The following is a 22,506-nucleotide window of genomic DNA, read 5'->3' as shown; positions in this document are numbered from 1 at the left end:
GGCATCCTTTTATGGGATGCCTTTTGTATGTCTAATGCTCCATTTCATTTAATTGTCCTTGATCCAGCTGAAAGAAACGATTTCCTAATTCTGAATAAAGGTAGCGCTGATGGCTTGTAAATAAAACACATCGATGTGAGAATTCTTTTTTTAATAAAGAAATCGATTGTATTTGAGAGGCTTCATCAAGAGAGGTAAAAGGCTCATCAAGAATAATCAGCTCTGGAGATCTTGCCACCATACAATTAAAGAAAAGTTTATATCTCATGCCCAATGAATACTGTTTGACAGGCATCTTTAGGGCATGAGTTAAATCAAATGCATCACAAAGCGATAGAAAGGTCTCTTTGTATAAAACCTTTTCCGACTTTTTCATTTTCCATAAAGACTGGATAAGCTCCATATGCTCGAAACCAGTGAGCGCATCATAGACTAAAGGTTTATCTGGGATGTATGCTACCAGACTTTTATATTGAGCGGTTCCAGGATGATGTTGCTCGTTAAGTAAAATCGTTTCTGATGCTGAAGGAAGCAGACCTGCGATAATCTTTAAAAGTGTTGATTTACCGCTGCCGTTTTTTCCAATAATACAAGCTCGATCACTTTCTTTCAGATCAAATGACACATGATCGAGAAGGGGAGAATTCTCTTCTGTTGTTTCATAGCGAAAAGATAGCTGAGACACTTGAAGTTTAGCCATTGATGAATCCTCCAATAACAAACGCAGTCGTCACAAGCATATACAAGATCACAGTTGCTAAGGCAGCTTTTTTTGATCCTTCAGCATAGTAAATAATTCCATCATAAAGGATACGTAAAAGATATAAGTTGAATAAGAAGGAAACTATTTGAATCAAGAGAAAATAGTGATCTAATTGTAACACCATCACACAATAGATCGCTGCACTATTCACTAATAAAAGAAATGCATTATAAACCAAAATAACAAGATACATTTTGCGTAAAATAAAAGCTTTATGAAAAAAATACATATAAATAGAAGTTAGGACAGTACTGAGAAAATTTAAAATGAAATAAAGCGGGATTGTCAGCAAAAAGATAAAAACAATGCTGGCAAGTTGTTTCCCAGTGGATAAAGGTTCATCTACTAACAAATCAATAATAAAAAATGTTAAAAAAACAGTCGACACAAATAATGATAGTAAGACAAGGCCTACAATGGTTTTAATCGATTGATTCTGATTGAAAAATTGCTTAGGTCGTATAAGTAGCTCCATGGAACCACATTCTCCTTTCTTCTATGGTAGATGTACATGGCTAACGTATTGCTCTAAAAGAGATGCTATGAATAAAAGAACGGCTGCTGCAAAAATCAATTGAAGCACAGTTAGGGTCAGTTTTTTTAATTCAATCGTTTCTCCTTTTATAAATCGATAAAGATAAATAAAAGGATAAGAGCTGACGATTGAGAACAGAATTAATCCAAGAACTTCTACAAAAGCATGAGGCAGGAGTCCTGTGAATAGCTGCTGCGCTTCGTGATTGACAATCAGATACTGAACGAGTTTGCCGATAATGTAGCCGTTGTAAAAAAGAATGCCTGCAGACATGATCCCGCCTGTAAAAGCTCCGATGCCTAATATTGCCATTCCAACTTGTAAATTGTTTAAGAAAATAGATAGAAAAAACATCTCTTCATCCTTTTTAAGATAAGGAATCTGATCATAAGGAAGAAGGCTTCCGATTAGCACAGCTGCAATAAAGATAGCAGCGTAGAGGTAACCGAGGCGTAGAATCAGTCTATTCTCCGATATAAAACATCTTATTTTTTTCAACATATTCAATCCCTTTATAGATGGTCTTGCGGCATAACACCCAGCAAATTACTGAAACGATCACAAAATATAAAGCAAACAGAACGCTTATGAGACTTGTAGAATGCTGCAAAATAGGTAGAAAAGAGGTCAAGATCATATAGTACATGAAAGGCAACACGAGAAAATTCCTTGCAAAGGCCTGTCCTTTATCGATAACTTCTATTTCTTCATTGGTTGTCCCTATTTCATGCTCGTGAATAAAATTGAATTTCGTTGTGAATGGAAACAGATACAGCTGAATCAATGGAAAAATGAAAAAGCCAATCCCCAATGCCACCAATTGAATGAGCATCTGAACATCAAAAAGGTGATATACACTCATGATTAATAGATTAATGAAAAGTAGAAAGAGTGATGGTATAGAAAATAAACAATAAAATAACTGGATTTTTGATAAGAAAAACTGCATAAGAGATGTTTGAGAAAGCTCATAGAGCCAAATATTCTTTTTTTCAGCACTCAAAGAAAATATAGAAGGGGTCAGTATTCTCATTTCATATGTTTGATTAGCTAAAATCATCACATTTAATGTGAATAATAGCTGAATTTGCAAAGCTTGATGATCAATAAGCGAGATCAAACTGGTCATAACCCCGACATAGAAGAAGGCTTCATATGACATGAACATATAATTAAAAAACTCTTTAGACAGCAGCCACCTTTTTTCTTTTAACACCTTAAGGTCTTTTTGAATCAACATATTCTTTTGAAACAGCGAGCCTTGAATTTTATCAAGTGCTTGAAAGTACCAATAAAATAAATCTCTAAAATGTTTTGAGCTTTGATCATGCTCTTTTCCAGTCGGAATCCAGCGAACAGGGGTCTTCATGACGAGTGTTGCCGCTAATATCACCACGAAAAATGTGACAGGTGAAGTAAAAAGCGCTAGAAATTGTAGAAATACCGAATCCTGTGAAAATAAAGCATGATGGATTTGCTGAAGATTATTCTGATATAAAGACATCAAGTTGTTTGAAAGTGTAATCCAAAACGCATCTTCTGCAAGCGAAGAAATTGATTGAAAAAGTTGTCGGAAGGTGTGATAAAAAGGGAAAATGATGTTCGATATTAGAACTCTTCCAAATAAGAAGGAAAGTAAAGAGATGCTTGCGAAAAAAAGAACACGAATGATCCCAATTTTTTTTACGACAATGTTATAGATGTAAGCACCAAATATCTTATTGCTGACCATAAAAAGTAAGAAGCCTGTCAATATAACATTGAGATGCTTCAACCAGAATATCCAGTCATGTGTTTGAGCAATGAAATATTGAAAGAGAAAATAGATCAAATAAGTGCTCAAGCTCGTAAATAGAAGCCATACCAACTCAGAAAACAAAAGCGTTTGAAAAAGGTGTCTTGCGGAAACAGGTGCAAGCTGTATCAACTCTTCAAAAGGAAGAATATGCGTTCTTCTATAAGATTCAATTCCTTTGACAATAGAGAAAAGGAACAAAAATATCACAAAAGCACTTTCCCATTCTATTTGATAGACCGGGGAGTAAAGATATGAAGAAATAACGAATACAATCAGGCATCCTAATAAAGTATCAAGAATGCAAGAAAATAATATGTATTGTGTAGAAGAAAACGATTTGAAAAATGGAACCCTGCGTATGATAAACTGAGCTAGATTTGAATATTGTTGTTTCATTCTAATTGATAGAAGTAGTGATAATAATGGATATAACATCTTCTCACCTGCATAAAAATTTAAATAGAAGGAGAACAAAGTCTCCTTCTATTGGGTCATAAAATTGAATTACCAAGCAATAACAGCTTTACGGCCTTTTTTCTTAATTTCGTTTTTAAGGTACTGACGAATTGTCTCTTTACCAGCCGCTGCAATGAGAGAAAGACCACCCGATCCAACAGCAGTTAAAATGGAGACAATTGTTGTAACAGCACCGCCCGCTTCAACCACGTTCAGAACAACAGCTGCAACACTGCCCGGAATACCAAATTCTTTTGCTAGATCAGCAACGGGCAGCATTTGTAGCGAGAAGGAAAAAAGAGCTAGCATAAGGAATCCTACTGCTAAAGCACCAAAAAGAACATGTAGTTTGATTTCGTTTTTTGTTTCTGTCATATCAAATTCCTCCCTTTTTTGTATTTTTATTACTATTATATCTTAAGATATCTTTTAGTGCATCGCAATCCTTTTTTTTCATTTTTTTCATGAATTAGTTATAGATTAATATAAATAAAGTGAAAAGATAAGTGAGAAAAGAATCGTTTTTGCTAGAATAAAACACGTAAACATGATCGGAAATACCTTGTTTTTACAGATGGGGAAGCGAGTCTAATTTGCATATAGGTAAAGAGATATGTGCAGAGGGGCCAATATCCTTTGATCAAAAACTCTTTTCAAGATAAAATTGGAAGTATCCATCATTCTTTTGGAGGCGATTTTCTGAATATTCGATTGTTAACATCAGATGATGCTGAAGAATATGCAGCACTCAGACTAGAAGCACTGCGATTAAATCCAGAGGGCTTTGCGATGAGCTATGAGGAAGAGCCAATCAATACAAAGGACAAATATAAAGCGCGTTTTGCTTCGGCCCAATCTATGTGGACTTTTGGCGCTTTTCATCAAGGACAGCTTGTGGGGGCAGTCACGCTCATCCAAGAAACCTTGCAAAAGTTAAAGCACCGAGCGAATCTGACAGCGATGTATGTAACACCTTGTGCCCGCGGAGTAGGAGCAGGCCAGGCCTTGATGACAAAAGCTCTTTCCTTTGCGCGAGAACGGGAGGATATCGAGCAAATGTATTTATCAGTGGTGACAACTAATCACTCAGCCAAGCGCCTTTATCGCTCTGTTGGATTTGAATCGTACGCTGTCGAAGAAAAAGCGCTAAAATGGGCTGATACATATGCAGATGAGGAAAAAATGGTTTTATTTTTATCATAGTCTGGAGGAGATAGAAGTGGATCAACAGGCCATGCGTATCATATTAGCAGCAGGACCCAATAGTGAGCTGGAATCTTTTGCACTGCGTGCAGCACTTGAAAACTTCGGCGTGAAAGTCGATATGCATTGGATTGGAAGACCGAATGATCTGATTCATGTGTTATCTGGTAGAGTTAGAGGAGAAATAGAATACCTTCTTTTATCGTTTCACGGTGAAGAAGGAGCATTTATCATGCCTGAATTAGGGGAAGATGTTTACGAAGATGGGGAGCCTAGAGATACTGCCTTTGGAGCGGATGAAATCAAGCGGTATGCCTCCTTAAAAGGAGTTCATGTCATCTCTACAGGCTGCACACTAGGAGAGAAAAAGTTAGCAGATGCTTTTTTAGAGGCAGGGGCTACATCTTATTCGGCGCCGGACGATTACATCGATGGGAATGCAACATTTATCTTTGTGCTGACCATGCTGTACGAGCTTATTAACAATACAAAGACGGTCAGGGCGGCATTTGATCGAGCGCGTTCCATTGATGAAGAAACGAAATTATTTCAACTATATATGCAAAAGTAATCAAAGGACTGAGAAATCAAGTCCTTTTTTTATTCCTCTCCAAAAATGTGTCGAAAATGTGACAATTGTGTGATTTGCAAACTAAAAAGGGTGCATGCAAAGTCTATCCTACAAACACACGTCATTCAGGCATGGCGGCATCACGAGAGGAGAATTTTTGTGTCAATTAAATGGAAAGTCAGTCTTGTTCTATGCGGACTTGCGATGATCATCGGAATCGCCGCGTTTTATCATAATCAGCAGGCAAGCGGGACAGAGAAGAAGAAGGTAGAACCAGATGCGAGCTATAAAGAAGTTGAAATTGTAACCCTCGTGAATGACGGGAGATACTTGAGATATGCTGTGAACTATCCTGTGTTTCATCAAAAAAAGCTAGATCAAGAGATGAAAAGATTCGCAGAAACAGCGCTGGACAAATTCAAAACATCGTTTAGTGAAGCAAGTGATGTCGATGAAGATCATCGATACGAATTAAACATAGATTACGAGATTACTCATTATGCCAAACAAACTGCTGCGATCAAATTCAATACATATGAATGGAAAGGCGGAGTAAAAGGCGCACATGAAACGAAGATATTCAATTTTGATTTCAAGAAACAGCAGTTTTTATCAATAGATGATCTATTTTTATCAAAAAAAGAAAGTCTGCAAAAACTGTCTCAAATGACATTTGAGGAGTTGAAAAAAGATCGCTCTCTTGCTGCAAATGAACATTTGCTCAAACAAGGAACGTCTCCTAAGGCAGAGCATTATCAGTATTTTGCCATCAAAGATCGTTTTATTGAATTTTACTTCCCAGCAGGGCAAATTGCACCAGACAAGAAAGGCCCTCAAGTGCTGGCGATTAAGAAAACACTGCTTAAAGGAATGTTAAAGCCAGAATACATTAATAAAGAAAAGAACAAAAACGAGAAAAAAGAACCGATCGCAAAAAGAAAGATCGTAAAACTGCCAAAACAGGGAGTATTCAACCCAAATCAAAAAGCCATTGCCCTTACATTTGATGATGGACCAAATCCATCAACAACTTCAAAAATCTTAACAGCTTTAAAAGAAAACAAAGGACATGCAACATTTTTTGTATTAGGAAGCAGGGTTCAATATTATCCCGATATGCTAGGTGAGATCAGAAAAGGTGGAAATGAAATCGGAAATCATTCCTATAACCACCCTTTACTCACAAGACTGCCATTAAAACAAGCCATCAAACAAGTAGAAGATACGCAGCAAATCATTGAAAAAGCAGGCGGGTTCACACCGACTCACTTTAGACCGCCATATGGTGGAACAAACGGACAGATCAACGCGGCTGTCAACATGAAAGTCACGCTTTGGGACGTAGATCCTGAAGACTGGAAATATCGTAACAGCCAATACGTCGCAAATTACATTCTTACACATGCGTCTAGCGGAGAAATCGTCTTAATGCACGACATCTATGACACCTCTGCCAACGCGGCTGTCACGATCATCAAGGAATTGACCAAACAAGGATATCAATTACTAACAGTCTCGGAGCTTGAGCAGTGGAAGGAAGCTCGGGCGAAAAAGGTGAATTGAATACGTAAAAAAGATGCGAGTCTTAATGGATTCGCATCTTTTTTAAAGCCAATTATGAGAATGAAGGGAAAATATGTTGAGGTGATTGTAGAAAGGGAGGGCTTCGAATGGTATTGATGAGGTTGATCAGCATATATATGCTGACAGCGTTTAGTTTGGGATTTGTCGTAAACTATGTACCTGGTTTGATACTGCCCATCTATATTCTTGCGATGATTGGGCTTATCTTATGTCTCGGTCATATTGCGCTCCATTATATTCGGCGAATCAGAAATATGTTATTTGATGAGTAACGGGAAGATTTCCCCTATGGCAAAAACCTCCTGCTAGATGCGTGAGGTTTTATTTTTTCGGTTTTTGCTGTTCTAACAGTTGGATGATTTTCTCGTTGGACGCTTTGATTTGTCTCAAAAGAGAAACGATATTTCCTGTAAATCCCACGGGCACAACAAGTAAAATGATGATCATCCACATGCTCTGGCCTCCAATCGCTGACTACTAATACAGTATAATAAGAATGTATAAAATGAACAGTTCGTGTCATATATTCGGCAATTGATGTGAATGGAGAATGTGAAGGGGGATTCATTTGAAACGTGTAGACGTGGTTTCAGCTATTATTTATGATGAGGAAGAAAATTTATTAACGGTCAAGAATGTAAAGGGATATTGGGAACTTCCAGGCGGTGCTGTGGAAAAAGGTGAAGACCTGCAGCAGGCTGTCATCCGTGAAGTAAAAGAAGAGACAGGGTATGTTGTCAAAGTAAATGAACTTCATTCGGTTCGAGAAGCATTCTTTCAAGATAAAAAACATCACGCACTTATCATTACGTTCTTTGCGGAAATCATCGGGGGAGAGATGAACATTCTAGATCCGGATCATGATATTGAAGAAGTAAAATGGGTCAGCCCTCAAACCTTTCAAAAGCTAAACCCAAAGCTATATCACATGCTAAAATTAAACCAACAAACACAAGCCTTTTATGATTTTGAGGGAAATAGAACAATTGGTTAAATCCAAATTGATATAGCCATGAAGGAGCGATATGGATGTTTTTATACTACGGCCCCACAGGAGCTCCAGTAGAAAATCCGGGAGAAGAATTCATGAAAAGGATCTTCTTTCAGGAGGGTGAAGAGTATTGGAAACAAGGTAACGGAGAATCTTCCATTGAGATAGAGGAAGATTGGGAATGCGAGACTCTAGTTTTCTTTTATACTGAACCGTATGGATTCTTTATCATCAGATATCCAGATTTTTTAGTCCCTTTTCAAAAGGTAGAAAAGATTGAAACGATCGAGCATTTGATCGCTGGGTCACCATTGCATGTGCCATCGTGCAGCTATGTCGACCGCAATCAGGCATATCAAATCATTCAACATTTTTTGACGACAAAAAAGGTATCTGATCTTGTTGAATGGGTCGAGTTGAGGAATATTGATTTTCATCATGATGTAGAAAAATTAGGGGAGTAAGGTAAAAGTGTGTACAGATGAAAGAATACATAGTTTAGATGAGAGTATGCATTTACATATAGGGTATTATGAATAAGGTTTTGATTATGAAGGCGTGTTTTTTAAGAGTTTAGAAACAGGAAGATGGTTATTATTTTTTGAGCGTTTTTTAAAAGAGAATAGCATAGAAGAAATGTAAAACATCACCAGATGATAGGGTGGTGTTTTTATTTCGTTGAAATGGAGTGCTGAATCTAAGTACCGAGAAGAACAATATTTTATTTAAAAATTCAAAAAATAGATAGACAAACGCTTTCAAGAATTGTATAGTGATCTCATAAACTACTTGTCATACAAGTGAACAAGTAACTAGGAATTCAAGTTGTAACTTAAAAAATAATCGAGGTGATCGGAATGAAAGACAGAAGTGTGGCAGAACTCAAAGCAAAAGCCATCGAGCTTAGAAAAACGGCGATAACGATGATTTACGAAGCGCAATCGGGTCATCCAGGAGGTTCCTTATCAGCTGCTGATATCATTACCGCCCTTTATTTTAAAGAAATGAATATCAATCCCCAAAAACCAAATTGGGAAGATCGAGATCGCTTTGTTTTATCAAAAGGACATGTGGCACCTATTCAATATGCAGCTCTAGCTATAAAAGGTTATGTCTCTTTTGAAAACGTATACAAATTACGGCAGTACGGTTCACCTTTTCAAGGTCACCCTGATATGAAGAAATGTCCGGGAATTGATATCTCCACAGGCTCATTAGGTCAAGGACTTTCTTGCGGCGTTGGTATGGCACTTGCAGGCAAAAGGGATGAAAAAGATTACCGGGTATTTGTCATGGTGGGAGATGGAGAATGTCAGGAAGGGCAAATATGGGAAGCCGTCCAAACCGCAGTGAAATATCGCTTGGATAACTTAATTGTGTTTGTAGACAATAACCGCCTGCAAATTGATGGCTTCTGCGAAGAAATTATGCCGCTTCAAGACATCGAAAAGAAGTTTGAAGTATTCGGATTTGAAACAAAACGAATTGATGGACACTCAATGGAAGACATTGTAGAAACACTGAATGAAGTAACAAAAACGAAAAATGGAAAGCCAAAATGTATTGTTGCCGATACCATTAAGGGCAAAGGTGTTTCCTATATGGAAGATATCTGTTCATGGCACGGTGTTGCGCCAAATGAAGAAGAATATGAGCAGGCATTAGAGGAACTAGCAGGAGGTTTAAAATCATGAGTCAAACTGAAAAAGCAGTAACTAAGAAAAAAGCGACACGTGAAGCTTTCGGTGATGAAATAGTTACATTAGGAAAAGAGAATCAACAAATTTATGTCATAGATATTGATATCGGCAAGTCATGCAAAACAGGAGAATTTATAAAGCAGCTTCCCAATCAGCATGTGAACGTCGGAATTGCTGAACAAAATGGTGCCGGCCTGGCAGCTGGTATTGCAACAACTGGCAAAATCCCATTTGTCAGCACCTATGCAGTTTTCGGGTCGCTGCGTATGGCAGAACAAATTCGGCAAGAAGTATGTTATCCCAATTTGAATGTAAAGATCGCCTGCTCCCACGGTGGATTAACCCCAGGAAATGATGGAGGGAGTCATCAAGCGATAGAAGATATGGGCGTTTTAAGATCATTTCCCAATATGACAGTGATCATGGGAGCTGACTACTACTCAACAAGAAAATTGATCAAACAGGCAGCAGAAACATATGGTCCAATGTATTTGCGTTTCACCCGAGATGCTGTGCCGATGATATATGATGAAAATGAAGAATTTATCATCGGCAAAGCAAAGAAAGTAAAGTCTGGTAAAGATATCGCGATTATAGCGAATGGAGATACAGTACATCTTGCCTTAGAAGCAGTCAAGGAATTAGAAAAACAAGGTATTTATGCAACCCTCTTAGATATGCATACGATCAAGCCTTTAGATCGAGAAGCTGTCATGGAGTGTCTGAATATTGGACCTATTATTACTATAGAGGATCACAATATTCTAAACGGATTAGGCAGTGCTGTATGTGAGATAGTGGCAGAGGAAGGCCGGGGGAGAGTCAAACGAATCGGTGTGCAAGATCGTTTTGGAGAATCCGCACCTTATGAAAAGCTTTTGGAGATCAATGGCATTACCATCGAAAATATAATCAAAACAGCTAAAGAAATGCTGAACAATTTCATAGGAAAGTAGGAATTAGCCATGTTTACCCTAAAAAATCAAGTTGCGATCGTAACAGGCAGCGGTTCTGAAAAGGGAATTGGGAGAACCATAGCATTCACTCTAGCCGAGCAGGGCGCTTCAGTCGTTGTAGCAGATATCAATCAAGAGGGAATTCAGTGTACTGTAGAAGCGATTAAAAATGCCGGTGGTAAAGCAATCGGTATAGAAGTAAATGTCACAAATAAAGAATCGATTGACCAGATGGTGAAAGAAACACTTGTGTCATTCGGCAGAATTGACATATTAGTGAATAACGCAGGTATTTCTCAAAAAGTAACAGTTCAGGACATGACACTAGAGGATATGACAAGAATATTCAGTGTGAATATGTTCGGTTTGTTCTTGTGTACACAAGCAGTTCTAGAAACGATGAAAAAACAAAGATATGGCCGTATTATCAACCTGTCTTCTGTATCAGCCAAAAGAGGAGGCGGTGTATTTGGCGGTGCGCATTACTCTGCTTCCAAAGCCGCCGTCCTAGGCTTTTCCAAAAACCTTGCCCGTGAAGTAGGAAAGGATGGAATCACTGTCAATTGTGTAGCTCCAGGTCTAGTGAATACTGATATCTGGAAGTCGCTTTCTAATGGCGAAGCAAAAAAGGTGATTGACAGTATACCGATTGGCCGCCCAGGTGAAACGAAAGAAATTGCGGCTGCTATTGCGTTCCTAGCGGCGAAAGAAGCCTCCTATATCACAGGGGAAGAGATAGATATTAATGGTGGTTCGCATATGGACTAGTGATATGAATGGAGTTGGGCATAGACTATGCCTCACTCTTTTCTATCAGTTGTACATTTGTAAGCGCTTTATAATGTGAGAGCTCACAAGTATAGTCAGATAAAAGCTAAGTTAAGGGGGAATCAGCTTGAATCAACAAGCATTGGAGAGATCTACGACTCGTAAGGTTACACTTCGACTAATCCCGTTTTTGTCATTATGTTTTGTTATCGCCATTTTAGATCGTGTGAACATCGGATTTGCTGCTCTGCAAATGAATGAAGATTTAGGATTTTCAAATGCTGTATTTGGGCTCGGGGCGGGAATTTTCTTTTTAGGTTATTTTTTACTAGAGGTTCCGGGCAGTGCGATTATGTCGAAGATAGGTGCTAGAAAATGGATCAGCAGAATTATGGTGACTTGGGCTATTATTGCGATTTTAATGGCTTTTGTACAAGAACCATGGCAGTTCTACACGGCGCGTTTCTTATTAGGCGCAGCAGAAGCCAGTTTTTATCCATGTATGGTGTTTTATTTGAGCGGTTTCTATCAAACAAAACACCACGCCAAAGCCATCGCTGGATTTATGCTGGCAATCCCAGGGGCAAATGCAGTTGGCGCTCCGCTCTCAACCTTTCTCTTAGAGGTGAATTGGCTGGATATGTCCGGCTGGCAGTGGTTATTTATTTTAGAAGCCATCCCAGCTCTTATTCTTGGTGTCATTGCCTTTTTTTATCTAGATGACAAAATTGAAGAAGTAAAGTGGTTGAATAATGATGAGAAAGAGTGGCTTATTCATGTCACAACAAAAGAAAGACTTGAAAAGGAACAAGTCAAGCGGTATACCTTCGCCCAAGCTTTAAAAGATCGAGATGTACTCATTTTATCGGCAGGCTATTTCTGCTGGATGGTTGGGTTTTACGGTATTAACATGTTCTTACCGACGATCTCAAAGGGGTTATCTGACACAATTTCTTTGAGTACTCAAGGGATGGGGTGGCTTTTGGGTCTTATGTACACCTTTGCCATTTTGGTCATGGTGCTAGTTGGGAATCATTCTGACAAGAAAAATGAAAGACGCTGGCATGTATCTGCCTGTTTAACTGTTAGTGCGATTGCTATGATCATAAGTAGTTTTATGGCTAGCACAAGTGTGATCTTGTCATTTGTATTTTTAACAATCGCATTGTGTGGAGCTTTTGGCGCTTATTCTCCATTTTGGGCAATCCCCCCATCTTTTTTAACAGGCGCAGCAGCGGGTGGGGCCATCGCATTGATTAATAGTATTGGAAATCTTGGTGGATTTTTTGGACCTTATATAGTCGGATATATTAAAGATGTAACAGGTTCTTTTCACATAAGTATGATTTTCTTAGGTATCAGCATGATATTTGCTTCTCTTATTATTGTACTCTTAGTGAAACAGTCAGGAAAAGCACTGGTCGTCAAAGCAAACAACAAATCCAGCATCGAAGAGTCCATTTCATTCACAAAGAACAATGGTAAAAGTGTTTAAGCGAAAAACAATATCAAAACGAAGGAGCTGATATGAGGATGGAAAAGAAATCAAATGTGCCGCAAAACACGATTGTGTGCAAAGAATGTGAGGAAATGATTGATACAGCTCATGGATGTGAAGGTGTTAAGGTTTTATACGGAATATGCGAAAAATGCTTAGAATCAAAAAAACGTTGAAATGAAAAACAAAGGCGCATAACTCACAAGTTCGACTTGCGGTTAGACGCCTTTATTTGTTTTAAAAGAACTTTTTTTAAAATGTGTATAAGCGGAGAGATTAGCTTTTCCAGTAGCGATCATATAAATTTTGCATATGGTCAGTCATCCGTGTTACGGCTTCTGATGCGTTCCGCTCTTCTAGTGCTTTTATAATCATTTTGTGCTCTTGAAAGTTGATCTCTCGATAATCTGAACGAGTAACAGTCCGATCACGAATAAATCTCCACATTTCCTGTTGTTTCATAGCATTCGTAATAGAAGACATAAAGGTAACAAATAAATCGTTATGTGACGCTCTTGCAATGCCCATATGTAGTTGTTCGTCGGTTTCAGGAACATATACACCCGACCGTGTTTCTTCTTCCATTTTTTTTATCGTCTGTTTAAGCTCCTCAATCTCTTGATCGGTTGCTCTCAAAGCCGCAAAATGGATAATTAAAGGCTCAATGTGCATTCGGGCTTCCACAATATCTTCAGGAGATGCTGATTTCATAGAAAGAGTCCCTTCAGTGGTGATGGTCGTATTTTTAACGAACACACCTTCTCCTTGACGGGAGTAAATGACACCATTCATTTCTAATGCACTGAGAGCTTGCCTAACGGGTGCACGGCTGACGCCAAATTGTTCACATAGTTCTCTTTCAGAAGGAAGTTTATCTCCTACTTTAAAAGAGCCTAACTGTATTTCTGAAAGGATTTGATTATAAATCTGTATATATAATTTTTTATTAGAAACAGGATTGAATTTCATAAAAATCACTCCTTTCAATAGGTATTGTTATTTGTCATACAAGTATATTAATTATATACTTTTCAGATTTGAAGGGCAAAATAAAAACAGACCTTATGAGGGCCTGTTTTTATTGAAAAGTAGTCCTCTATGAAGTTTTCCGCTCACTTCCCTTTCTCCCGTTTCCGTTTTTCCTTCTCCGCCCGGTAAAACTCATGAAACATTTTCATCAGCGCGCGCTTCTCAATACGTGACACATAGCTCCGCGATATCCCAAGCTCTTTGGCTATTTCCCGCTGCGTTTTTTCTTTCTTTAAATCAAGGCCGAACCGGCCGACGATCACTTCTTTTTCTCGGCCGTCGAGAATGTCGATATACTCTTTTACTTTTTCAAGCTCCATGTTGAGCTGAATGGTATCGATCACATCTTCATTTTCGGATTTTAAGACATCGATTAATGAAATTTCGTTGCCTTCTTTATCCTGACCGATGGGGTCATGCAAGGAGACGTCTTTTTTCGTTTTTTTGAGCGCGCGTAAATGCATGAGAATTTCATTTTCAATACACCGCGCTGCATACGTTGCAAGCTTTGTTCCTTTTCCAGAGGAATAGCTTTCGATGGCTTTAATGAGTCCGATCGTCCCGATGGAGATGAGGTCTTCAGCGTCTTCCCCGGTATTTTCAAATTTCTTTACAATATGGGCGACGAGCCGAAGGTTATGTTCAATCAGCATGTTTCTTGCGTGTTCATCGCCCTGTGCCATGAGGGCTAAGTATTTTTTTTCATCATCTCCCGAAAGGGGCTGTGGAAAGGCATTGTTTTTGACATAGGACACTAAAAACACCAATTCTTTGACCATCAATCCCATCGCTGTAAATACTCCTGCCACGATTTTCACCTCCACCATGTTTAGGCCGCTGCCTATATCCTCAAATGTATGTGAAGGAGGGATTGTCTGTGTCTGTACGATGAAAAAATCATGTTTTTCGAAAAATGTTCGTCTCTTTTTACAGCCCCTCTCATATGTTTGCGGTTTCTTTGCGGTGCTTGGCGGTCAAGAAGCGTGCTAAAATATGTAATATTAGACCGAAAAGGAAGGGGTAATTTCGGAACATGGGGAAGGTTCTATCTTCACATGTAGGTATGAAAATTAATGAATGGTATCGAATGATACGGCAGTTCAGTGTTCCAGATGCGGAAATCTTGAAAGCGGAAGTTGAAGCGGAAATTGAACAAATGGAAGAGGACCAGCATTTACTGATTTATTATCAGCTCATGTGTTTTCGGCACCAAATCATGCTTGACTATATACACCCTTCAAAATATCAACCTTTCTCAGTATCTAATCTAGTCGATAAAATCGAAAACTCCAATCATGAGTTATCTGATATGCTGCATTATTACCATGCATTTTTTCGTGGCATGCATGAATTTAGTCAAAAAGAATATTTAGAAGCCGTCAAATATTATCGAGTCGCAGAAAAGCAGCTGTCCATGGTATTTGATGATATTGAGCAGGCAGAGTTTCATTTTAAAGTGGCAGAAGCCTACTATATCATGAAACAAACACATGTCTCCATGCACCATATTTTAAAGGCGCTGGAAATATACGATCAGCATGATGCGTATACGATTCGCATCATTCAATGTCTCTTTGTCATCTCAGGAAATTATCAAGATTTAAAACGAAAAGACCGAGCACTGCCTCATTTAAAAAAGGCAAAACAGCTCGCATCTCAAATTGATCACCCGCGCATATACAGTTCAGCGCTCTATAATTTAGGAAAATGTTATGGCGAGCTTGGCTATAGAGAGGAAGCGGAACGATATTTAACGGAATCCGCTGATCTTGCCCGCAAAGAGCTGCTCCCAACGCTTCCGCATACGCTCTATACGCTGGCGAAGCTGCTTTTTAGACAGAATGAACAGGCGGATGCCCTGCGCATATTAGAAGATGGGAAATTGGCTGCAAAGAAGCATGAAGACCAGCTGTTCTGTCATATGTTTGAGTATCTGGATGCTTTATATGTTCAGGAAATCAATGAAGACCAACTGCAAAAAACCATTGATTATTTGGAAAAACTTAGCCTATACTCTTATATAGAGGATATCTCACTAGAAATTGCGACAGCCTTAGAAGCCTCTCAACAATACAAAAAGTCCAACCAGTATTATCAGAAATTATTATGGGCTCAAAATCAAATCCAAGAAGGAGAGTGTCTGTATGAATTCTAAGCAACGTTCGACAGTTGAAGAGAGAAACCAAACGTGAAACAAAGAGCGGGCCAGTATGGCCGGCTTTTTTTATTTGAAAAAGAAGCAGATATCACTATGAAGCTTGCATGAATTGATGCGAAAGCGGGCAATTTATCGGTAATGATGTTCGGTGGAGGAGGCGGTCGAATGAGAGGGCTGCATATCTTGATGTGTATATGGCTGCTATGTGCTTTTGTTCCTAATGAAGTAGAGGCACATACATTAAAACGAGTCGATCTTGAAAAAACGGGACGTGCCTTTTGGGACATGAGAGCGGAACGGAAAAAGATTGCGATCACCTTTGATGATGGACCTCATCCAGTGTATACAAATCAAATATTAGATGTGCTGAAGGAGCATCAAGTGAATGCAAGCTTTTTTGTGATAGGAAGCAGAATCCATGCTTATCCAATGATCGCAGAACGGATTGTGGACGAAGGGAATGAACTCGGCAATCATACGATGAATCATACGTATTTTGACCTTTTGTCGTCAAAGGAGATCAAGCGGGAATTAAAAGAATCAGCGGCTCATATCGCTTCACTCCAGCCTGGCGGTCCCTTATTATTTCGCCCTCCTGGTGGACGCTTAACAATGAAATCATTCCGCATTCTGTCAAAGCAAGGGTACGATGTGGTCATGTGGTCCTTTACGCAAGATCCGAAGGACTGGTCAAGACCAGGCGCACGTAAAATTGCAAGCCGAATTATTGATCATATTCAAGGCGGCGATATTATCCTTTTACATGATGGCGGGGGAAATCGCAAGCAAACGGTAGAAGCATTGAAACAAGTAATTCCTGAGTTGAAAAAGAGGGGCTATGAATTTGTAAAAGTAAGTGAACTGCTGCACCACGACAAAGCATATATGCCTGTTCAGATGCAATAGGCAGCATTCGTCAAAAACATTCATTCATTGAAACCAAAAGTCTTGTCGTTTACTATATGAAGAGGGCTTTTGGAGGTGAATGTTGTGAAGAAATATGTTTTCCTTTTCATCCTATTATGTGTTGCTGCTGGGTGCTCTAAGCCAGTACAAGAAAGCGTCATTGCATTTGGTGACAGCAATACAAGAGGATCAAACTGGGACTTTCGAGATTATCCAACATCTGAAAAATGGGTGAATCTCATGAAAAACGTCGAGCGCGGCCAAATTCAAGTGAAGAATGCAGGCATTGGCGGGCAGACGACTGAAGACGCGAAACTGCGCTTTGAGCAGGATATTTTAAAACAGAAACCAACTTACGTCCTCATTATGTTCGGTACGAATGATGCGGCGATTTTAGACGGGAAACATCCCCGAGTGACGAAAAAACGGTTTAAAGAAAATTTAACCTACTTCATTTCTGAAAGTAGAAAAGAAGGCATTACCCCGATTCTCATGACCTGTGTGCCTGTTGTAGAAGGCGGGAAAAAGGGCTTGTATTATTACTCCAGATATAAGTCATCTTATTTTGCCGGGAGAGGCGGGGCAAGAGCTTGGCAAAACTCTTATAATGACATCACAAGAGAAGTAGCGAAGGATGAGCAGGTGCCGCTTGTCGACAACTGGAAAGCTTTCATTCGAGAAGCTGGAGAAGATAGTGATCATGCCCTGATTCAGTCAGGCTTGATCGACCCTTCTGGCAATCATATGACACCAAAAGGGGCGAGAATTATTTATAACGAAATCAAAGAGCGTGATGTCATCAAACATTTTTAAATGATGGCCATCTGCCTAAACAAGACCATCCATCCAGCATAGTCTAACAGTATATCTTCCTAGAAGGAGGTAACTGATATGTGGGGATGTCCTTATCCTTACCCTGCGTGTTCGCCTTATCCAGCACAAGGAGCAGGAATCGGTTACGCTTTTCTTGTTGTGTTCCTTGTGGTCATTTTAGTCGTAGGCGGAGGGTTATGGTTTTGGAATGAACAGCCTTGCAATTAAGACACCTCTTCTTTCATCAGAAGGGGTGTTTTTTACGGAAAATAGTAGTAAGCCTATAGCGCAAGTGATATAATATCAGTCACCTGAGTTTAAAAAAGGAGAGTGCTCGGGAGGCATGGTTCCTGTGATATGGAATTAAGAGGAAACAGAGAGCATATGCCCGAGCGAACGTCTTTTCATTTCTGTCTCAATTAATTCAATGAAGTCGCGATTTAAGTTCATTTCATTTGCTTTATAATACGATTCTATAAGTAAATCATCTGACAGCTTTTTCATACTAGAAACCCATATGATGGGAAAAACACCTCCCCTGAAAAAGTTGGCATAAAATTTGAGAAAAAGACATATCATCATAGGTTGATCGACTGTCTTTGAAGTACCTTTAATCTACCATGAATGGGAAACAAGAACAATCGTTCTGTTATCCACATGGTTAAGTGGATAACTTGTGGGTAGAGTGTTTATAATTGAATGAAAGCATGATGAAATATAGGTGGATAATGTGTGTAAAATTATCCACACCTGTTGAAGGTCCTCATCATATGTCGAAAACTTTTTCATTGTATTCGATAGACAGACAAATTGTGATTTGATTCGACACAATCGCTGAAAACCAATGGAAGAAAGGGTGCAAATTGTGCTAAAGAAGTATTTCTTACCGGATGAATTTGTGAAAAGTATTTTCCACATTTCGCCGCAAAAATTAAAAGAACGAAATGTAAAAGGAATTATTACCGATCTAGATAACACACTAGTAGAATGGGACCGTCCAAGTGCGACACCGCGCTTAATTGAATGGTTTCAAGAAATGAAAGATCACGGGATACAAGTGACGATTGTATCAAACAATAATGAAAAAAGGGTCAAGCTTTTTTCTGAACCGGTTCATATCCCGTTTATTTATAAAGCGAGAAAGCCTATGGGAAGAGCCTTTAATAAGGCAGTCGCTGATATGCAGTTGAAAAAAGAAGATGTGGTTGTCATTGGGGATCAGCTCATGACAGATGTTCTTGGCGGGAATCGTCATGGCTTCCATACGATTTTGGTCGTTCCTGTTGCTGCCTCGGACGGATTTTTCACAAAGTTTAACAGGCAGATTGAACGCAGAATTTTAGGAGCCTTAAAGCGTAAGGGCCACATTCAGTGGGAGGAAGAGTAATAATGGAAAAGGTTGTTTGTATTGGCTGCGGTGTAGCCATTCAGACGGAAGATAAAGATCAATTAGGATATGCGCCGGCAGCATCTCTATTGAAAGAAGATGTGATCTGTCAGCGCTGTTTTAGGTTAAAGAACTACAATGAGATTCAAGATGTTTCTTTAACAGAAGACGACTTTTTAAATATATTGCACAGCATTGGAGAGACAGATTCTCTCATTGTGAAGGTCGTTGATATTTTTGACTTTAACGGAAGCTGGATCAATGGGCTGAACCGTATTGTCGGCGGTAATCCGATTTTACTTGTCGGCAACAAAGTGGATATTTTACCGAAATCCGTGAAAAAAGATCGTCTGATTCATTGGATGAAACGGGAAGCAAAGGAAAACGGATTAAACCCTATCGATGTTTTCTTGATCAGTGCAAGCAGAGGCCAGGGTGTGCCTGAGGTGATGGAAGCGATCGATCATTACCGAGAGGGAAGAAATGTCTATGTCGTCGGCTGTACGAATGTTGGAAAATCAACATTTATCAATCGAATCATCAAAGAAGTATCTGGCGAAGAGAACGTCATTACTACATCCCAATATCCAGGTACTACACTTGATGCGATTGAAATCCCGCTTGATGACGGGTCTGCTTTATTCGATACGCCGGGCATCATCAACCGCCATCAAATGGCGCACTATGTCAGCAAAAATGACTTAAAGATTTTAACGCCGAAAAAAGAATTGAAACCGAGAACTTTCCAATTAAATGAAGCACAAACGCTTTATTTTGGCGGACTGGCTCGATTTGATTACGTAAAAGGCGGCAGAACATCATTTGTCTGCTATATGCCAAATGAGCTGAACATTCACCGGACAAAGCTGGAGAACGCAGATGATTTATATGAAAAACATGCAGGGGAACTGCTGTCACCGCCATCAAAAGAGGGAATGGAAGATTTCCCGCCGCTCGTTCCGCATACCTTTACCATTGATCAGCCAAAAATGGACATCGTCTTTTCAGGTTTAGGCTGGGTTACTGCAAATGATGCGGGCAAGCAAATCAAAGTTTATGCGCCAAAAGGCGTTCATGTGTTTATGAGACGTTCGTTAATTTAAATGTTCAAAGGGGGAGAGACCTTGAAACCTTTATACGGAGTAATCGGTAACCCTGTTGGCCACTCAATGTCTCCGGATATTCATAATGCAGCACTAAAGGACGCTGGAATTGATGGACATTATCATGGCTTTCAAGTAGAAAATGATGACCTGAAAGATGCGATTAGCGGCATGAAGGCGTTAGGAATCAGCGGCATTAACGTCACTGTTCCTCACAAGGTAGAAATCATGAAGTACCTTGACAAAATTGATGTGACAGCTGAACGCCTCGGTGCCGTCAATACGGTGCGGCTCGAAGGGGATCAGCTCGTTGGGTACAATACAGATGGAGAAGGCTTTCTTCATTCATTGCTTGAAGCCTTGGATCAGCCGTTATCAGAGCTGTCATTTCTCTTGATTGGTGCTGGCGGAGCCGCAAGAGCGATTTATACGACAATTGCTCAGTATGCACCGAAGAGCTTTGATATTACGAACCGCACCATTGAAAAAGCTGAAGCTTTAATTGAAACTGCAGAGGGAAAAATCACATCTCAAGCAATCACATTAAATGCAGCAGAAGAGCGGCTTGGGGAATATGATGTCATCATCCATACGACCTCGATCGGCATGTATCCGAATGTTGAAGAAACCCCGATTTCTTTAGCGAACGCAAAAAAAACAGCGGTCGTTTGTGATATTGTGTATAATCCAATAGAAACAAAACTGCTTAGGGAAGCAGCAGGTTTAGGCTTGAAAACAGTGGATGGGGTTGGCATGTTTGTCGGACAAGCAGTAAGAGCCTTTGAACTGTGGACAGGCATTACACCTGACGCCGGAAAAATGAAGTCAATTGTCATAGAGAAATTAGGAGGAACACCATGTTAAAAGGTAAGCAAAAACGTTTTTTACGTGCACAAGCACATCATTTATCACCTATTTTTCAAGTTGGAAAAGGCGGGGTAAATGACAATATGGTCAAGCAAATTTCCGAGGCGCTTGAAGCAAGAGAACTGTTAAAGGTCAGCGTATTGCAAAATTGTGACGAGGACAAAACGGAAGTTGCGAAAGCACTTGTAAAAGGTGCAAAGGCTGAGCTCGTTCAAACGATCGGAAATGTGATTGTCCTTTACAAAGAATCTAAGGAAAATAAACAAATTAAGCTGCCGTAAAGGTGGATGCGATATGAAAAAAATAGGGTTGTTCGGCGGTACGTTTGATCCTCCCCATAACGGGCATTTGCTGATGGCAAGTGAGGTGCGGATTCAAGTGGGGCTTGATGAAATTTGGTTTATCCCAAACCATATGCCTCCTCATAAAACTGGACGGAAACGAGCAGATAGTCATCACCGCATAAAAATGGTGGAGTCAGCGATTCAATCAAATCCATATTTTCGGCTCGAGCTCATTGAAATGGAGCGGGAGGGTCCGTCTTATACGGTAGATACAGTCGATCTGTTAAAGAAGCGTCATCCAGAAGATCAGTTCTTTTTTATGATAGGAGCGGACATGGTCGAGTATTTGCCAAAATGGCATCGGATCAATGATTTGCTTCAAATGATCACCTTTATTGGGATGAAAAGGCCGGGTTACGTTGGAAGTACGGCATATCCTCTTTTATTTGCAGATGTTCCAGCTTTTGATGTATCATCGACATTGATTAGGCAGCGAATAGAGCAGGGGAACCCTGTCGATTATTTGATTCCGAAAGCTGTTGAGCGTTATATAAAGGAGCATCATTTATATGAATCGTGAAGAAGCATTGAACTGTGTCAAAGAGCAGTTAACAGAGCATAGATATACACATACACTCGGGGTCATGGAGACAGCCATTTCATTAGCGGAACGGTTCGGTGCAGATGTGAAAAAAGCAGAGATCGCCGCTATTTTTCATGATTATGCGAAATTTAGACCAAAAGAAGAAATGAAGGGGATTATCCAAAAAGAACAGATGAACCCTTTATTGCTTGAATATTCGCCCGAGCTTTGGCACGCCCCGGTTGGTGCCTATTTGGTCAAAACAGAAGCTGGAATTGACGATCAAGATGTGTTAACAGCTATTGAATTTCATACTTCCGGCAGACCAGACATGACCTTACTTGAAAAAGTCATTTATGTCGCAGATTATATTGAACCAGGACGTCATTTCCCTGGTGTCGAAGAAGTAAGGGAATTAGCAGAAAATGATCTAGATCGTGCACTGATCCAATCATTAAAAAACACCATCAGTTTTCTAATGAAAAAGAATCAGCCAGTCTTTCCAGATACGCTTGCTACTTACAATTCGCTTGTGCATAAGAACAACTAAGGA

The 22,506-nt window shown here is 39.6% G+C and carries 30 protein-coding genes; 21 read left to right on the top strand and 9 right to left on the bottom strand.

The genetic code is table 11. From position 1 onward, the window contains the following. Positions 1 to 31: 31 nt before the first annotated feature. The 5 genes from MHI08_RS11940 to MHI08_RS11920 all read right to left on the bottom strand — a co-directional run bounded on the left by MHI08_RS11940 (position 32) and on the right by MHI08_RS11920 (position 3,927). A complete protein-coding gene (locus MHI08_RS11940; protein WP_087975777.1) occupies positions 32 to 700 on the bottom strand; it encodes an ABC transporter ATP-binding protein in 669 nt (222 codons plus the stop codon). Then, entirely contained in the window at positions 693 to 1,238 is a 546-nt protein-coding gene (locus MHI08_RS11935) for a hypothetical protein (protein ID WP_202738807.1), read from the bottom strand. Before MHI08_RS11935 ends, MHI08_RS11940 begins: the two co-directional genes overlap by 8 nt. Positions 1,239 to 1,259: 21 nt before the next feature. Beyond that, positions 1,260 to 1,799, bottom strand: coding sequence for a stage II sporulation protein M (locus tag MHI08_RS11930; RefSeq protein WP_226014623.1), 540 nt, complete (start codon positions 1,797 to 1,799; stop codon positions 1,260 to 1,262). Then, positions 1,762 to 2,667: a hypothetical protein gene (locus tag MHI08_RS11925; RefSeq protein ID WP_342499641.1), complete on the bottom strand. Its 906-nt coding sequence runs from the start codon at positions 2,665 to 2,667 to the stop codon at positions 1,762 to 1,764. Before MHI08_RS11925 ends, MHI08_RS11930 begins: the two co-directional genes overlap by 38 nt. Before the next feature lie 933 nt (positions 2,668 to 3,600). Beyond that, positions 3,601 to 3,927: an uberolysin/carnocyclin family circular bacteriocin gene (locus tag MHI08_RS11920; RefSeq protein WP_024423066.1), complete on the bottom strand. Its 327-nt coding sequence runs from the start codon at positions 3,925 to 3,927 to the stop codon at positions 3,601 to 3,603. Between the two features lie 261 nt (positions 3,928 to 4,188). Here MHI08_RS11920 and MHI08_RS11915 point away from each other — a divergent pair, with 261 nt between their 5' ends. From MHI08_RS11915 to MHI08_RS11900, 4 genes are all read left to right on the top strand, one after another. Then, positions 4,189 to 4,755 (top strand): N-acetyltransferase, encoded by a 567-nt coding sequence (locus MHI08_RS11915; protein WP_254806173.1) that lies wholly within the window; start codon positions 4,189 to 4,191, stop codon positions 4,753 to 4,755. 16 nt (positions 4,756 to 4,771) lie between these two features. Further along, positions 4,772 to 5,326 (top strand): delta-aminolevulinic acid dehydratase, encoded by a 555-nt coding sequence (locus MHI08_RS11910; protein ID WP_342499640.1) that lies wholly within the window; start codon positions 4,772 to 4,774, stop codon positions 5,324 to 5,326. Between the two features lie 159 nt (positions 5,327 to 5,485). Further along, positions 5,486 to 6,889 (top strand): polysaccharide deacetylase family protein, encoded by a 1,404-nt coding sequence (locus tag MHI08_RS11905; protein ID WP_342499639.1) that lies wholly within the window; start codon positions 5,486 to 5,488, stop codon positions 6,887 to 6,889. Between the two features lie 107 nt (positions 6,890 to 6,996). Further along, positions 6,997 to 7,182 carry a hypothetical protein gene (locus MHI08_RS11900; RefSeq protein WP_087975779.1) on the top strand — a complete coding sequence of 62 codons (186 nt, stop codon included), beginning with the start codon at positions 6,997 to 6,999 and terminating at the stop codon, positions 7,180 to 7,182. 49 nt (positions 7,183 to 7,231) lie between these two features. Here the strand turns inward: MHI08_RS11900 and MHI08_RS11895 are convergent, their stop codons facing one another. After that, on the bottom strand, positions 7,232 to 7,363 hold the full coding sequence (locus MHI08_RS11895) for a hypothetical protein (RefSeq protein ID WP_277813830.1): 132 nt from the start codon (positions 7,361 to 7,363) through the stop codon (positions 7,232 to 7,234). Positions 7,364 to 7,478: 115 nt separating this feature from the next. On the opposite strand from MHI08_RS11895, the gene MHI08_RS11890 reads away from it, so the two are divergent. The 7 genes from MHI08_RS11890 to MHI08_RS11860 all read left to right on the top strand — a co-directional run bounded on the left by MHI08_RS11890 (position 7,479) and on the right by MHI08_RS11860 (position 12,999). Then, positions 7,479 to 7,904, top strand: coding sequence for an NUDIX hydrolase (locus MHI08_RS11890; RefSeq protein ID WP_041106959.1), 426 nt, complete (start codon positions 7,479 to 7,481; stop codon positions 7,902 to 7,904). A 35-nt stretch (positions 7,905 to 7,939) separates the two neighbouring features. Continuing rightward, on the top strand, positions 7,940 to 8,365 hold the full coding sequence (locus tag MHI08_RS11885) for a hypothetical protein (protein WP_041106957.1): 426 nt from the start codon (positions 7,940 to 7,942) through the stop codon (positions 8,363 to 8,365). A gap of 393 nt (positions 8,366 to 8,758) precedes the next feature. Beyond that, a complete protein-coding gene (locus MHI08_RS11880) occupies positions 8,759 to 9,595 on the top strand; it encodes a transketolase (protein WP_234107237.1) in 837 nt (278 codons plus the stop codon). Beyond that, positions 9,592 to 10,557: a transketolase C-terminal domain-containing protein gene (locus MHI08_RS11875; protein WP_073206384.1), complete on the top strand. Its 966-nt coding sequence runs from the start codon at positions 9,592 to 9,594 to the stop codon at positions 10,555 to 10,557. Before MHI08_RS11880 ends, MHI08_RS11875 begins: the two co-directional genes overlap by 4 nt. Before the next feature lie 9 nt (positions 10,558 to 10,566). Then, the gene (locus MHI08_RS11870; protein WP_044332162.1) at positions 10,567 to 11,325 is read left to right on the top strand and encodes a 3-oxoacyl-ACP reductase family protein; all 759 of its coding nucleotides are present in this window, start codon (positions 10,567 to 10,569) and stop codon (positions 11,323 to 11,325) included. Between the two features lie 127 nt (positions 11,326 to 11,452). Further along, positions 11,453 to 12,820: an MFS transporter gene (locus MHI08_RS11865; protein ID WP_342499638.1), complete on the top strand. Its 1,368-nt coding sequence runs from the start codon at positions 11,453 to 11,455 to the stop codon at positions 12,818 to 12,820. 38 nt (positions 12,821 to 12,858) lie between these two features. Continuing rightward, positions 12,859 to 12,999 carry a GapA-binding peptide SR1P gene (locus tag MHI08_RS11860; RefSeq protein ID WP_117590472.1) on the top strand — a complete coding sequence of 47 codons (141 nt, stop codon included), beginning with the start codon at positions 12,859 to 12,861 and terminating at the stop codon, positions 12,997 to 12,999. A gap of 100 nt (positions 13,000 to 13,099) precedes the next feature. Here MHI08_RS11860 and MHI08_RS11855 read toward each other — a convergent pair whose 3' ends face one another. Together MHI08_RS11855 and sigK are read right to left on the bottom strand one after the other, a co-directional pair. Continuing rightward, positions 13,100 to 13,801 carry a FadR/GntR family transcriptional regulator gene (locus tag MHI08_RS11855; RefSeq protein ID WP_024423055.1) on the bottom strand — a complete coding sequence of 234 codons (702 nt, stop codon included), beginning with the start codon at positions 13,799 to 13,801 and terminating at the stop codon, positions 13,100 to 13,102. Positions 13,802 to 13,935: 134 nt separating this feature from the next. Further along, positions 13,936 to 14,664: an RNA polymerase sporulation sigma factor SigK gene (gene sigK, locus MHI08_RS11850; protein ID WP_034738387.1), complete on the bottom strand. Its 729-nt coding sequence runs from the start codon at positions 14,662 to 14,664 to the stop codon at positions 13,936 to 13,938. Positions 14,665 to 14,885: 221 nt separating this feature from the next. Here sigK and MHI08_RS11845 point away from each other — a divergent pair, with 221 nt between their 5' ends. From MHI08_RS11845 to MHI08_RS11830, 4 genes are all read left to right on the top strand, one after another. Next, the gene (locus MHI08_RS11845; protein WP_024427938.1) at positions 14,886 to 16,007 is read left to right on the top strand and encodes a tetratricopeptide repeat protein; all 1,122 of its coding nucleotides are present in this window, start codon (positions 14,886 to 14,888) and stop codon (positions 16,005 to 16,007) included. 168 nt (positions 16,008 to 16,175) lie between these two features. After that, the gene (locus MHI08_RS11840; protein WP_025092934.1) at positions 16,176 to 16,916 is read left to right on the top strand and encodes a polysaccharide deacetylase family protein; all 741 of its coding nucleotides are present in this window, start codon (positions 16,176 to 16,178) and stop codon (positions 16,914 to 16,916) included. An 84-nt stretch (positions 16,917 to 17,000) separates the two neighbouring features. Continuing rightward, entirely contained in the window at positions 17,001 to 17,729 is a 729-nt protein-coding gene (locus MHI08_RS11835) for a GDSL-type esterase/lipase family protein (protein WP_024423053.1), read from the top strand. Positions 17,730 to 17,807: 78 nt separating this feature from the next. Further along, the gene (locus tag MHI08_RS11830; protein WP_162842499.1) at positions 17,808 to 17,957 is read left to right on the top strand and encodes a hypothetical protein; all 150 of its coding nucleotides are present in this window, start codon (positions 17,808 to 17,810) and stop codon (positions 17,955 to 17,957) included. 135 nt (positions 17,958 to 18,092) lie between these two features. On the opposite strand, the gene MHI08_RS11825 is transcribed toward MHI08_RS11830, so the two are convergent. Continuing rightward, positions 18,093 to 18,233 carry a sporulation histidine kinase inhibitor Sda gene (locus MHI08_RS11825; protein ID WP_003217327.1) on the bottom strand — a complete coding sequence of 47 codons (141 nt, stop codon included), beginning with the start codon at positions 18,231 to 18,233 and terminating at the stop codon, positions 18,093 to 18,095. Positions 18,234 to 18,594: 361 nt separating this feature from the next. Here MHI08_RS11825 and MHI08_RS11820 point away from each other — a divergent pair, with 361 nt between their 5' ends. The 6 genes from MHI08_RS11820 to yqeK are packed head-to-tail and all read left to right on the top strand — an operon-like array spanning position 18,595 to position 22,503. Continuing rightward, positions 18,595 to 19,116 carry a YqeG family HAD IIIA-type phosphatase gene (locus tag MHI08_RS11820; protein ID WP_008356191.1) on the top strand — a complete coding sequence of 174 codons (522 nt, stop codon included), beginning with the start codon at positions 18,595 to 18,597 and terminating at the stop codon, positions 19,114 to 19,116. A 2-nt stretch (positions 19,117 to 19,118) separates the two neighbouring features. Beyond that, on the top strand, positions 19,119 to 20,219 hold the full coding sequence (yqeH, locus tag MHI08_RS11815; protein WP_025092936.1) for a ribosome biogenesis GTPase YqeH: 1,101 nt from the start codon (positions 19,119 to 19,121) through the stop codon (positions 20,217 to 20,219). Between the two features lie 21 nt (positions 20,220 to 20,240). Beyond that, the gene (gene aroE, locus MHI08_RS11810; RefSeq protein ID WP_025092937.1) at positions 20,241 to 21,083 is read left to right on the top strand and encodes a shikimate dehydrogenase; all 843 of its coding nucleotides are present in this window, start codon (positions 20,241 to 20,243) and stop codon (positions 21,081 to 21,083) included. After that, positions 21,077 to 21,367 carry a ribosome assembly RNA-binding protein YhbY gene (gene yhbY, locus MHI08_RS11805; protein WP_008342507.1) on the top strand — a complete coding sequence of 97 codons (291 nt, stop codon included), beginning with the start codon at positions 21,077 to 21,079 and terminating at the stop codon, positions 21,365 to 21,367. Before aroE ends, yhbY begins: the two co-directional genes overlap by 7 nt. A gap of 13 nt (positions 21,368 to 21,380) precedes the next feature. Then, complete coding sequence (locus tag MHI08_RS11800; RefSeq protein ID WP_342499637.1) at positions 21,381 to 21,950, top strand: nicotinate-nucleotide adenylyltransferase; 570 nt, start codon at positions 21,381 to 21,383, stop codon at positions 21,948 to 21,950. Next, a complete protein-coding gene (gene yqeK / locus MHI08_RS11795) occupies positions 21,940 to 22,503 on the top strand; it encodes a bis(5'-nucleosyl)-tetraphosphatase (symmetrical) YqeK (RefSeq protein ID WP_024427944.1) in 564 nt (187 codons plus the stop codon). The genes MHI08_RS11800 and yqeK overlap by 11 nt, the downstream gene beginning before the upstream one ends. Positions 22,504 to 22,506 lie beyond the last annotated feature (3 nt).

It is taken from the genome of Bacillus sp. FSL M7-0791 (assembly GCF_038627085.1).
Taxonomy (GTDB): domain Bacteria; phylum Bacillota; class Bacilli; order Bacillales; family Bacillaceae; genus Bacillus; species Bacillus safensis.
This window is presented reverse-complemented; position numbering and strand designations above follow the sequence as displayed.